Origin of the sequence: Kitasatospora sp. NPDC057198, from assembly GCF_042670125.1 — a bacterium.
GTDB lineage: Bacteria > Actinomycetota > Actinomycetes > Streptomycetales > Streptomycetaceae > Kitasatospora.
In genome coordinates this window covers 1-11583 of the sequence record NZ_JBHUWH010000241.1, presented here as the reverse complement: position 1 = coordinate 11583, position 11583 = coordinate 1, and the positions used below count along the sequence as shown (strand labels likewise).

The 11583-nt window shown below is 73.0% G+C and carries 11 protein-coding genes, 2 rRNA genes and 1 pseudogene; 3 read left to right on the top strand and 11 right to left on the bottom strand.

Features of this window, described 5'->3' with window-relative positions:
- Positions 1-67: 67 nt before the first annotated feature.
- Positions 68-2173, bottom strand: coding sequence for an APC family permease (locus tag ACFUEL_RS24570; protein ID WP_380238912.1), 2106 nt, complete (start codon positions 2171-2173; stop codon positions 68-70).
- A gap of 245 nt (positions 2174-2418) precedes the next feature.
- Here ACFUEL_RS24570 and ACFUEL_RS24565 point away from each other — a divergent pair, with 245 nt between their 5' ends.
- On the top strand, positions 2419-3087 hold the full coding sequence (locus ACFUEL_RS24565) for a potassium channel family protein (protein WP_380238911.1): 669 nt from the start codon (positions 2419-2421) through the stop codon (positions 3085-3087).
- Positions 3087-3743, top strand: coding sequence for a TrkA family potassium uptake protein (locus tag ACFUEL_RS24560; RefSeq protein WP_099899265.1), 657 nt, complete (start codon positions 3087-3089; stop codon positions 3741-3743). The genes ACFUEL_RS24565 and ACFUEL_RS24560 overlap by 1 nt, the downstream gene beginning before the upstream one ends.
- A 53-nt stretch (positions 3744-3796) precedes the next feature.
- Here ACFUEL_RS24560 and ACFUEL_RS24555 read toward each other — a convergent pair whose 3' ends face one another.
- The 4 genes and pseudogenes from ACFUEL_RS24555 to ACFUEL_RS24540 form a co-directional block, all read right to left on the bottom strand.
- On the bottom strand, positions 3797-4573 hold the full coding sequence (locus ACFUEL_RS24555) for a DUF3159 domain-containing protein (protein WP_380238910.1): 777 nt from the start codon (positions 4571-4573) through the stop codon (positions 3797-3799).
- Positions 4570-4980, bottom strand: coding sequence for an OB-fold nucleic acid binding domain-containing protein (locus ACFUEL_RS24550; RefSeq protein ID WP_380238909.1), 411 nt, complete (start codon positions 4978-4980; stop codon positions 4570-4572). The genes ACFUEL_RS24555 and ACFUEL_RS24550 overlap by 4 nt, the downstream gene beginning before the upstream one ends.
- Before the next feature lie 88 nt (positions 4981-5068).
- A pseudogene (locus tag ACFUEL_RS24545) lies at positions 5069-5577 on the bottom strand (response regulator); the annotation flags it as partial.
- A 13-nt stretch (positions 5578-5590) separates the two neighbouring features.
- On the bottom strand, positions 5591-6265 hold the full coding sequence (locus ACFUEL_RS24540) for a hypothetical protein (RefSeq protein WP_380238908.1): 675 nt from the start codon (positions 6263-6265) through the stop codon (positions 5591-5593).
- Between the two features lie 105 nt (positions 6266-6370).
- Between ACFUEL_RS24540 and ACFUEL_RS24535 the strand changes: the two genes are divergently transcribed.
- Positions 6371-7201, top strand: a complete 831-nt coding sequence (locus tag ACFUEL_RS24535; protein ID WP_380238907.1) for a patatin-like phospholipase family protein — start codon at positions 6371-6373, stop codon at positions 7199-7201.
- A 131-nt stretch (positions 7202-7332) separates the two neighbouring features.
- Here ACFUEL_RS24535 and ACFUEL_RS24530 read toward each other — a convergent pair whose 3' ends face one another.
- The 6 genes from ACFUEL_RS24530 to ACFUEL_RS24505 form a co-directional block, all read right to left on the bottom strand.
- On the bottom strand, positions 7333-7998 hold the full coding sequence (locus tag ACFUEL_RS24530) for an ABC transporter ATP-binding protein (protein WP_380238914.1): 666 nt from the start codon (positions 7996-7998) through the stop codon (positions 7333-7335).
- A gap of 11 nt (positions 7999-8009) precedes the next feature.
- Entirely contained in the window at positions 8010-8930 is a 921-nt protein-coding gene (locus tag ACFUEL_RS24525; protein WP_380238913.1) for an ABC transporter ATP-binding protein, read from the bottom strand.
- A gap of 289 nt (positions 8931-9219) precedes the next feature.
- Positions 9220-10437: a hypothetical protein gene (locus ACFUEL_RS24520; protein ID WP_380238906.1), complete on the bottom strand. Its 1218-nt coding sequence runs from the start codon at positions 10435-10437 to the stop codon at positions 9220-9222.
- Positions 10430-11131 (bottom strand): SigE family RNA polymerase sigma factor, encoded by a 702-nt coding sequence (locus ACFUEL_RS24515; protein ID WP_380238905.1) that lies wholly within the window; start codon positions 11129-11131, stop codon positions 10430-10432. The genes ACFUEL_RS24520 and ACFUEL_RS24515 overlap by 8 nt, the downstream gene beginning before the upstream one ends.
- Before the next feature lie 168 nt (positions 11132-11299).
- Positions 11300-11416: ribosomal RNA gene (rrf, locus tag ACFUEL_RS24510) — 5S ribosomal RNA — on the bottom strand.
- Between the two features lie 74 nt (positions 11417-11490).
- Positions 11491-11583: ribosomal RNA gene (locus ACFUEL_RS24505) — 23S ribosomal RNA — on the bottom strand; the annotation flags it as partial.

Sequence of the window (11583 nt, the reverse complement as noted above, 5' to 3'; positions counted from 1 at the left end):
GACCGGGAACGATCCGCCACGGGCCCATTGAAGGCCATCCGGAGACCGGAGGGGGCAGCGCGGGCGCTCAGTCGCGCGGCGCGGCGTCCGACCCGCCGCCCGACCCGTCGGCCCGGCCGGCGTCCGGTCCGCCGGTCCGGCCCGCGGACCCGGCCGGATCGCCCGGCCCGCCCGCCGTCGGACGCCGCCGCGGCTCGCCGCGGCGCACCGCGCCGGGCGCGGACCACGCCTTGGGCGCCTTGCGCCGCTCCGAGGACTCCAACTGCCAGGGTACGGAGGTCACCATCACGCCGGGCTTGAACAGCAGGCGTCCCTTGAGCCGCAGCGCGCTCTGGTTGTGCAGCAGGTGCTCGTACCAGTGGCCGACCACGTACTCGGGGATGTAGACCGCGACCACGTCGCGCGGGCTGGAGCGGCGCAGGTTCTTGACGTACTCCAGCACCGGCCCGGTGACCTCGCGGTAGGGCGAGTCGAGGACCTTCAGCGGCACGTCCAGGCCGCGCTCCTCCCAGTCCTGGCGCAGCGCCGCGGTGTCCACCGGGTCGACGTTGACGGTGACGGCCTCCAGGGTCTGGGCGCGGGCCAGGCGGGCGTACGCGAGGGCGCGCAGCGCGGGCTTGTGGATCTTGGAGACCAGCACGATGGCGTGCACCCGGGTCGGCGGGGCGGCGTCGTCGGGCTCCTCGGCGGCCTTGAGCTCGGCGCTGACCCGGTCGTAGTGCCGGCGGATGGCCTTCATCACGACGAACAGGACGACCATCAGGGCGATGGCGATCCAGGCGTGGCCGATCTTGGTGGCGAGCACCACGATCAGCACGGCCATGGTCATCACCAGGCCGAAGGTGTTGATCGCCCGGCTGCGCTGCATGTGGGCGCGCTTCTTCGGGTCGGTCTCGGTGCGCAGCAGCCTGGTCCAGTGCCGGATCATGCCGGACTGGCTCATGTTGAAGGCCACGAAGACGCCGACGATGTACAGCTGGATCAGCCGGTTCGGGTCGGCGCCGAACGCCACGATGAACAGGATCGCCGCGCCGGCCAGCAGCACGATGCCGTTGGAGAAGGCGAGCCGGTCGCCGCGGGTGTGCAGCTGCCGGGGCAGGTAGCGGTCCTGGGCGAGGATCGAGCCGAGCACCGGGAAGCCGTTGAACGCGGTGTTCGCGGCCAGCACCAGGATCAGGCCGGTGGTGGCGGCGACGAAGTAGAAGCCGGGCGTGAAGTTGGAGAACACCGCCTCGGAGATCTGCGCCAGCACGGTCTTCTGGTGGTAGTCCGCGGGCGCGCCGACCAGCTGCTCGGCCGGGTTCTCGGCCATCTGCGTGCCGGTCAGGTGGGCCAGGTAGATGATGCCCATGAACATCGTCACGGCGATGGAGGCCATCATCAGCAGCGTGGTGGCCGCGTTCTTGCTCTTCGGCTTGCGGAACGCGGGCACGCCGTTGGAGATCGCCTCGACACCGGTCAGCGCGGCACAGCCCGAGGAGAACGCCTTCAGCAGCAGGAACACCAGCGCGAACCCGGCCAGCGAGCCGTTCCCGGGCGTCGCCGCCAGGTGGTACGAGGCGCTCTCCGCGGGCAGCGCGGCCCCGAACCCGAAGTGCCGGACCAGGCCGTACACCACCATGCCCATCACGCCGACCATGAACGCGTACGTCGGGACGGCGAACGCCGTGCCGGACTCGCGCACGCCGCGCAGGTTCATGCCCATCAGCAGGATGACCAGGAACACCGACAGCGCCATCTCGTGCCCGCGCAGCGCGGGCACCGCCGAGACCACGTTGGCCACGCCGGAGGTGGTCGACACCGCCACGGTGAGGATGTAGTCGACCATGAGCGCGCTCGCCACCACCAGGCCGGAGTTCGGCCCGTGGTTGACGGTGGCGACCTCGTAGTCACCGCCTCCGCTGGGGTAGGCGTGCACGTTCTGCCGGTAGGAGGCGACCACCGCGAGCATCACGATGGCGACCACGACGCCGATCTGCCACGAGAAGTGGATGGCCGAGGCACCGGCCAGCGACAGCGTCAACAGGATCTCCTCGGGCGCGTACGCGACGGAGGAGAGCGCGTCCGAGGCGAACACCGGCAGCGCGATCCGCTTGGGGAGGAGCGTCTCCCCCAGCTTGTCGCTGCGCAGCGCACGCCCGATCAGGATGCGTTTCGGTAGGTCAGCAGGCATAGGCACAACAAGGGATCGTAAGGGCTCCCGGTGGCACCGGATGCCTCGCGGGGCCACCTTGGTCGAGACTGTGTTCGGCGGACCGGCTAGCGTGTCGGCAGAAGGAATAGCGGGCAACACCGAGTTGCCCCTCGCGTCGGATCACAGGCGCGGCCGACTACTGGCCCCCGAAATCGGGGGCACGGAAGGACGATGAGCGGTGTTTACGCAGGTCATGACCCCAACGGACCGGGTGAGGTAGGCGCGTGCACATCGTCATCATGGGCTGCGGACGCGTAGGCTCCGCCCTCGCCAGAACGCTCGAGAAACAAGGCCATTCGGTCGCGGTCATCGACCAGGACCCGACCGCCTTCCGCCGGCTCGGCGCGGGCTTCAACGGCCGTCGGGTCACCGGCGTGGGCTTCGACCAGGACACCCTGAAGGAAGCCGGCATCGAGGAGGCGGGCGCCTTCGCCGCCGTCTCCAGCGGTGACAACTCGAACATCATCGCGGCCCGGGTGGCCCGCGAGAACTTCGGCGTCGAGCACGTCGCGGCCCGCATCTACGACCCGCGCCGCGCCGAGGTCTACCAGCGCCTGGGCATCCCGACCGTCGCCACCGTCCGCTGGACCGCCGACCAGATGCTGCGCCGGCTGCTGCCCAGCGGCGCCGAGCCGCTCTGGCAGGACCCGTCGGGCTCCGTGCAGCTCGCCGAGGTCGCGTTCGCCCCGGCCTGGATCGGCCACCGGCTCGCCGAACTGGAGGAGGCCGCCGGCGTCCGGGTGGCGTTCGTCACCCGGGTCGGCGAGGGCACGCTGCCCACCCCGCAGATGGTGGTCCAGGAGGGCGACCTGGTGCACGTGATGCTGCGCCGCAACGAACTGACCGCGGTCGAGGCGGCGTTCGCGAAGGACCCCGAGGAGGCTGGTCACTGATGCGCGTCGCCATCGCCGGAGCCGGAGCCGTCGGCCGTTCCATCGCCGGGGAGCTCCTGGAGAACGGCCACGAGGTCCTGCTGATCGACAAGAACCCGAACTCCATCTCGGTGGAACGCGTCCCGCTCGCCGAGTGGCTGCTCGCCGACGCCTGCGAGATCACCTCGCTGGACGAGGCGGCGCTGCAGCGCTGCCACGTGGTGATCGCCGCCACCGGCGACGACAAGGTCAACCTGGTGGTGTCGCTGCTCGCCAAGACCGAGTACGGCGTGCCGCGGGTGGTCGCCCGGGTGAACAACCCGAAGAACGAGTGGCTGTACAACGAGTCCTGGGGCGTGGACGTCGCCGTCTCCACCCCGCGCCTGATGTCGGCCCTGGTCGAGGAGGCGGTGAGCGTCGGCGACCTGGTCCGCCTGATGCGCTTCTCCCAGGGCAACGCCAACCTGGTCGAGCTGACCCTGGCCGCGGACACCGACCTGGTCGGCACCCGGGTCGGCGACGTCGCCTGGCCGGTGGACACCGCGCTGGTCACCATCATCCGCGAGGGGCGGGTGCTGGTCCCCGGCGGCAACGACACCCTGGAGGCCGGCGACGAGCTGCTGTTCGTCGCCGCCCAGGAGCGCGAGGAGGAGCTGGAGACGCTGCTGGCCGGCTGATCCCGCGTCCTCCGCACGGCGAAGGGCCCCGCGCACCGCGCGGGGCCCTTCGGTCACTTCTGCGGCTCGTCCTCGTCCTCCGCGTCCAGCTCCGCCTTGATCGGCGGCGGCGCGGTCAGCAGGATCCGCCAGGTCACGTACATCGCCAGCAGCAGCGGCGGGATGCCGAGCGCGACCTTCAGCCAGCCCAGCAGGTTGATCTGCCCGGAGGCCCACAGCGGGAACAGGACCAGCGGCTTCAGGCCCATGATCAGCACCCAGGCCCAGGTGGCCTTGGTGTAGGCGGCCAGCCGGCCCGGGTTCTGCTTGCGCCAGGTGAACATCTCGCCGGTGATCGGACCGAGCATCACGCCGATCATCGGCCAGCGCGCCAGCGCGGAGGCCGCCAGCGCCACGCAGTAGCCGACGTTCCACAGCAGGCCGGGCAGGTAGAAGTCCTCGGCCTTGCCGGTCTTCATCGAGATCCAGGCGCCGATCGCCACGCCGAACACGCCGGAGAAGGCGTGCTGGATGGTCTCCCGGCGGGCCAGCCGGACCACCACGAACACCGCGCACAGCGCCAGCGCCGACCAGGCGGCGGCCGGCACCTTGTGGGTGATGTTGAACGCGACGATGTACACCAGGCCCGGCAGCGTCATGTCGACCATGCCGCGCACGCCGCCGAACGCCTTGAGCACCGTCTCGGCGGCCTCCTTCGAGGCGTCCCGCTCGGGCTCCGCCGACTGCTGGGCCGGCTGCTGGGCCGGCTCGTACACCCCGGGGTCCGGCTGCTCGTCGTCCCGCGGGCCCTGCGGGCCGTGCGCGCTCACGCTGATCGCCTCGTTGCTCACGCGGTCTCGCTCCCGTGTCCCACCGGACGCAGCTCGTAGCGGGGGTTGAAGAGCACGCGGCGCCCGCGTGCGTGGCTGATCCGGCCGCTGGCGATCAGGCGGCGGCCCGGCTCGATGCCCACGATCGAGCGCCGGCCCAGCCACACCACGTCCAGTGCCTCGGTACCGTCGAACAGTTCGGCCTCCAGCGCGGGAACCCCCGCGCGCGGGCGCAGCGTGACGGTGCGCAGCGTGCCCGCGACGGTGACGATCTCGCGGTCGCCGCAGGCGGCGATCGGGGTGCAGCCCGCCTCCGCGGTGTCCTGCCGCAGCTCCTCGGCCTCCAGCTCCTCGGAGGAGGAGGTCCACCGGCTCAGCATGCGGCGGAAACGGCCTTGCGGCTGGTCGCCGATGTTGTCACCACTCATGCCGGAAGGGTACCGGTTCGCCGGTGCCGGACGGCAGGGCCGGACGTGGGGTCGGTCACGGACCCGCCCGCCGCGCACCGGCGTTCGGTCACGGCTCGAAGCGGTGGCCCCGGTCCGGTTCGGTGGTGAAGTGCCGGGGCGGGGGGTCGGCCCCGGCTCCCGGCTCCCGGCTTGCGGCGCAGCTGCACTGCACCAGGAAGACCCGCAGGTAGTCGGCCTCCTTGCGGGCAGGTACCAGCCGGTGGGGGTGAGCCGGACGTCCGCGCCCTGTCGGCCGGCCTTCTCGGCGGCCGGGTCGACGGTGAAGCCGTCGGTGGCGGCCACCGGCTCACCCTCGGCGGTGACCGGTTCGACCCGGCGGACGGCGCCCCGCATCCGGGCCGGCGGCCCGTCCATCGGCTCGTCCGTGCCGAACGGCTTGGTGACACAGTCGTCGGCGCCGGCGTCCAGCGCCTCGGCCTTCCCGTCGGAGGCGTGCCGGGCGGACAGTACGATGAGCGGCCCCCTGGTCCAGCCGCGCAGACCGCGGACCACCCCGACGCCGTCCACGTCGGGCAGGCCCAGGCCGAGGACGACCACGTCGGGGCGGCGGGCGGCGAGACCACCGCGGTCAGTCCGCCGCCGGGGGTGTCCTCGGCCCGACGGTGACGGTGCCGTCCATCGCCTCGACGAAGCCGCGGGCCGCCGCCGGGCCTCCCCGGGGACGCCGGGGTCGCGGTCGACCACCCGCAGTTCGACCCGTCCGGTGCACTCCAGCAGATCCGCCTTCACCAGGACGGGTGACCCGGGCGCTCCGCGCTTGACGGCGTTCTCCACCGGGCTGGCCGGCACCCGCTCCAGCAGCCCGGCGTCGGCCGGACCATCGACAGCGACTCCGGTACGTCGAGGCGCACGCTCCCGGCCGCCGGCGGCTCCCCACGTCCTGCCAGCGCTTGGCGTCGCGCAAGCCGGGGACGCTGGTGCGGGCGAGCCCGTCGACGACCAGGACGAACGCCGGGCTGCGGGCCGGCCCGGCATCCAGGTCCCGCCCGGTGGACTCGGCGCCCCGGTGGGCCGCCGTCCGGCGCGGAACGCTCTCCAGCCCCTCCAGCAGTTCGGCGGTGCGGGCCCGGCCGTGGGTCTCCACCAGACCGGCCACCACCTCGGCCCCGGTCGACCCGGCGGTGCGTCCCGACCGGCATCGCGTAGGTCTTGCCGGCCCCCGAGGCCGCCCCGGGGTGGCTCCGCAGCCTGCCGCCGGCCGTGTGCGCCAGGGCTCAGAGACCGCAGGCAGAAGCCGCACCATCCGCTGATCAGACGGCCTCCGGCGAAGAGCTGTCACGTTCTTGACGCCCCCGACGAACCGTGCGCCAGAATGCCGGGGAACCGAACGATTCGAGGGGGAACCACCATGCGCGGACTCGTACTCGGCGGCGGCGGACTCGCCGGGATCTCCTGGGAGACCGGCCTGCTGCACGGCCTCGCCGAAGCCGGCATCGACGTCCCCGGCACAGCCGACCACGTCCTCGGCACCTCCGCCGGCGCCGCCGTCGCCGGACAGCTCGCCTCCGGCCTCCCGCTCGCCGAGCTCTACCGACGGCAGACCGACCCGGCCCTGCAGAACCCCGAGATCACCCCGCCCGCCGAAGCCCTCGGCGCCCTCTTCGAAACCATCGGCGAGCTGATCGCCCGGATCGAGGACCACACCGAACTGCGCCGCCGCATCGGCGCGCTCGCCCTCGCCGCCGACACCGTCCCCGCCGCCGACCGGCTCGCCGTCATCGCCGGCCGCCTCCCCCGGCACGACTGGCCCGCCTGGCCGCTCACCCTCACCGCCGTCGACGCCGAGACCGGCGAACCCCGCACCTTCGACCGCCACAGCGGCGTCACCCTGGTCGACGCGGTCGCCGCCAGCTGCGCCGTCCCCGGCATCTGGCCCACCGTCGAGATCGACGGCCGCCGCTACATGGACGGCGGCGTCCGCAGCTCCAACAACGCCGACCTGATGACCGGGCAGCAGGCCGTCCTGGTGCTCGCCCCGATGACCGACCAGTCGCTCGCCGCCGAACTGGCCCTCCTGGAGACCACCGGCAGGGTCCTCGCCGTCACCCCCGACGAGGACTCCCTCGCCGCGGCCGGCCCCAACCCGCTCGACGGCGCCGTCCGCGCCCCCTCCGCCGAAGCCGGCCGGGCCCAGGGCCACCGGATCGCCGAGCAGGTCCGCACCCTCTGGACGCCCTGACCGTCCCTGACCGCCCCTGACCCGGCCGGCCCCGGAACGGCGACGGCTCGGGCGACCCCACACGGCCGCCCGAGCCCGTCCGCCGCCCCGAGTGCTCGAGTGCTCGACTACTCGACTACTCGACTACTCGACTACTCGACGATCTTGCCGTCCCGCAGCTCCAGGACCCGGTCCGCGAGCTCCATCAGCTGCGGGTCGTGCGTCGCCACCAGCGCCGTCACGCCCTCGCTGCGCACCACCGCCCGCAGCAACTGCATGATCGCCAACCCGGTGTCCGAGTCCAGCTGGCCGGTCGGCTCGTCCGCGATCAGCAGCGCCGGCTCGTTCGCCAGCGCCCGCGCCACCGCCACCCGCTGCTGCTGGCCGCCCGACATCTCGGTCGGCCGCTGCTCCGCGTGCTCTGCCAGGCCCACCATCGCCAGCAGCGTCCGGATCCGCTCCTCGCGCTCCTTCACCGCCACCTTGCGCAGCCGCATCGGCACCCCGACGTTCTCCGCCGCCGTCAGCACCGAGATCAGCCCGAACGACTGGAACACGAAACCGATCCGGTCCCGCCGCAGCTCCAGCCGGCCCGCCTCGTCCAGGCCCGCCAGGTCCGTCCCGGCGATGCTGATCTTCCCCGCGGACGGCGTGTCCAGCCCGCCCACCAGGTTCAGCAGCGTCGTCTTGCCCGAACCCGACCGGCCCCGCAGCGCCGTCAGCTCCCCCGCCCGCGCGGTGAACGACACCCCGCGCACCGCGTGCACCGCCCGGTCACCCGCACCGAACGTGCGGTGCACGTCCTCCACGACCACCATCGCGCCGTCGTTCACCCCTGCACCTCTTCCTCGGCCCGCCACACCCCGATGTGGTCCTCTTCCAACGCCAGCCGCACCCGACGGCTGAGCTGCAACGCCTCCGTGAAGTCCTGCGGCAGCTGCAACCGGCCCACCCGGTCCAGCACCGCGTACTCCACGCCCGGCTCGCCCCGCTCGGGACGCAACACCTCCGTGGAGGTCCGCCCGTTGCGGATCCGCACGGTCCGGCGCACTTCCTGCGCCACCATGAGGTCGTGGGTGACGATCAGCACCGTCACCCCCAGCTCCTCGTTCACCGAACGCAGCGCCGCGAAGATCTCCTCGCTGGTCGCACTGTCCAGCTCGCCCGTCGGCTCGTCCGCCAGCAGCAGCGCCGGGGAGTTCGCGTTCGCCACCGCGATCGCCACCCGCTGCTGCTCACCGCCCGACATCTCGTCCGGACGCCGGCCCGCCAGGTGCCCGATCCCCAACAGCTCCAGCAGCTCCCCCGCCAGCCGCCGCCGGTCCCGCCGCGGCACGCTCGCGTACCCCATCGGCAGCATCACGTTCTCCACCGCCGTCAGGTACGGCAGCAGGTTGCGCGCCGTCTGCTGCCAGACGAACCCGACCGTGCGCCGGCGGAACTCCAGCCGCTCGCGCTTGCCCATCGCCAGCAGGTCGTGCCCGGCCACCCGGGCGCTGCCCGCCGTCGGCACGTCCAGCCCCGCGAGGATCCCCAGCAGCGTCGACTTGCCCGAACCCGAGGCGCCGACCACCGCGATCAGCTCCCCCTCCTCGACCAGCAGGTCCAACCCCTGCAGGGCCTGCACCTCGACACCCTCGGAGCGGTGGATGCGCACCAGGTTCTCGCACACCACCATGCCCTCCGCCGGAGGCGGCCCGTCCGCGGCCGCCCGCCTGCGCAGTTCCTCGAAATCCGGCACGGCCGCCACACTCACGGTCTCCACCCCCACGCCATTCCCCTCCGGCCCGAACCCCGTACGGGCTCACCACGGCCTGTCGCCCCGGGACGCCACCGGACCGGGCGGGCGGGGCAGTCCCCTGTTCTGCCCCGACCGACCGGTCCGATGTCCCCCGTTGACCGCCGCCCACACGGCGACGGTCCCAACACTCCAACGCGGCCCGAAGCAGGCGGGTTGCATCGGGTTCCGAAGTTTTTTCGAGCCGCCCGCGCCCCCGGCGGGTCCGGCCGCCCCGCGAGCCCGCCGAACCCGCCACCCACTACGGTTTCGCACCCGGCGACTTCGACGCCGCCGCGGACGACCCCGTCGAGCCGGGCTCCCCCAGCGCCAGGAACTCCGCCGCCGCCACCCGGAACGGGTACGACGCCCCGGACTCCGGCGTCACCCCGCTGCCGCCCCGGTGCACCGCCATCACCGCCACCCTCGACCCGCTGACGTGCACCGCGACCTCCTCGGCCGCCGCCGAGGGCTGCCGCCGCCCCCACGCCACCACCCCGGCGGCCCGCTCCCCCACCGTCCACCCGGCCACCCGGCAGTCCTCACCCGACAGCATCCGGGCCCCCACCGCCACCGCCTCCGCCGGCGTCGAGAACTCCAGCACGTACTGGTACGCCACCGTCTCCGCATCCCCACCGCCCGTCCCGCCCGTCCCGCTCGTACCGCCCGTCCTGCTCGCTCCGTCCGCTTCGCCCGTGCCGTCGGCTTCGCCGGTGCCGTCCGTGTACGCCTCCCCCCACACCTGCACCGCGCCCACCGTCGCCACCAGCCCCGGCACGCACCCGTTTGCGAACGCCCCGCCCGGCCCGGTGCCCGGCGCACCGGCCGTCTGCGCCGTCTGCGCCGTCTCCGAGGCCCCGGCCGACCCGGTCGCGGTCGCCGACGCCCCCGACGCCCCCGACGCCCCCGACGCCCCCGCCGTGCCCGGTGCCCCGTCGGTGTCCGGCAGCCCCGCCGTCCCCGAGGCGTGCGCCGACGCAGACGCCGACGCACCGCCCGACGACACCAACGACCAGGGGCCGTACCAGCCCGTCACCTTCGGCAGCCGCGTCGCCTCCAGCGCCAGCTTCCGCACCTCCGGCCCCGCCGAACCCAACGGCGACAGCATCCACGCCGGAGCCGACGACAACGACGGAAGCGGGGACTTCGGAGCGAACGTCAACGTGACCGTCGCCTTCGGCACCGGCAGCACCGACCGTTCCACCGGCACTCCAGCCGCCTCGTGCCCGGACCGCACCGGCGCCACCGACGTCGCCGTCCACAGCGCCGCGGCACCCAGCACACCGACCCCGGCCATCGCGCCCGCCCGACGCCGCTGCCGACGCCGCGCCCCGCGCCGCACCACCTCCGCGTTCCCCGGCACCGGCACCCTCAACGCCACATCGCGCCGCAGCCCGTCGAACATCGTCTCCAGACGGACAGCACCGATCGCCGGACGGTCCTCCGCCTCGTCCACCTCCGGGAGTTCGGGCCTAGACACGAGAACCGCAGTCCTCCGCCACCCGCACCCGATCCCCCGTCAACTCCACAGCCACCGGCCCCCCTCCAGCACTACCGACCCCCGTCATCCGCGGCTCCCCCGCCCTCCGCCGCTCACCCGCGGCAGCCGCCCGAACCGGCCCCAGCGGGGCGACCACCGGCTCCTCGACGACCGCCGCAGGCTCTTCCCCCAACAGCACCGCCAACGCCTGCCGCCCCCGGTGCAGCCGCGCCTTCACCGTCCCCACCGGCACCCCTTCGTCCGCGGCGATCTCCGCCACCGAACGCCCTCCCATGTGGTGCCACACCAACGCCGACCGCTGTGCCTCCGGCAACTGCCGCAACGCCTCCACCAACGCCACCGTCTCCGGCCCAGGCCCCGGAACCGGCGACCGCTGCCCGTCCCCGTGCCGGATCCAGCTCTGCAACGCCGTCCGCGCCCGCCGCCACCGACTGATCGCGATCCGCTGCCCCGTCAACCGGACCCAAGCCACCGGATTCTCGTGCGACACCAGCCGCCCCCAGTGGTTCCACGCCCGGACGAACGCCTCTTGGGCGGCGTCCTGCGCCTCGCCCAGATCACCCGTCAGCGCATACAGGTGCGCGACCAGCTGCCCGTACGCAGCCTCGTAGAACACCCGAAAGTCGCCGTCGCCCTGACCGGCTCTGCCGCCGGCCCCCTCGCCCTGCTCCACGACCATGACGCCACAGTGTGCCGTGCACCGCCCCACCCGGCAACACACACCTCTTCGCCTGCCCCCGCGGTCGGCCTTCTGCCCTTCCGGCCCCGAACTCCGATTTCGGCCCCGGGAACGCGAAAAAGCCCCCCGACGTCCCGTCGGGGGGCTTTTCCTTCAAAGATTGTTCGGCGGCGTCCTACTCTCCCACAGGGTCCCCCCTGCAGTACCATCGGCGCTGTGAGGCTTAGCTTCCGGGTTCGGAATGTAACCGGGCGTTTCCCTCACGCTATGACCACCGAAACACGGTGAAACTACCGCCCACCCGTGACGGTGGGGGTCGTTGTTTCAGAACAACACAGTGGACGCGAGCAACTGAGGACAAGCCCTCGGCCTATTAGTACCGGTCAACTCCACCCCTCACAGGGCTTCCATATCCGGCCTATCAACCCAGTCGTCTACTGGGAGCC

Coding starts and splice junctions, on each gene's coding strand:
- ACFUEL_RS24535 (WP_380238907.1), top strand. CDS start 6,371: ATGCGCGGACTCGTACTCGGCGGCGGCGGACTCGCCGGGATCTCCTGG.
- ACFUEL_RS24540 (WP_380238908.1), bottom strand. CDS start 6,265: ATGGTGCGGCTTCTGCCTGCGGTCTCTGAGCCCTGGCGCACACGGCCG.
- ACFUEL_RS24550 (WP_380238909.1), bottom strand. CDS start 4,980: ATGAGTGGTGACAACATCGGCGACCAGCCGCAAGGCCGTTTCCGCCGC.
- ACFUEL_RS24560 (WP_099899265.1), top strand. CDS start 3,087: ATGCGCGTCGCCATCGCCGGAGCCGGAGCCGTCGGCCGTTCCATCGCC.
- ACFUEL_RS24530 (WP_380238914.1), bottom strand. CDS start 7,998: ATGGTGGTCGTGGAGGACGTGCACCGCACGTTCGGTGCGGGTGACCGG.
- ACFUEL_RS24570 (WP_380238912.1), bottom strand. CDS start 2,173: ATGCCTGCTGACCTACCGAAACGCATCCTGATCGGGCGTGCGCTGCGC.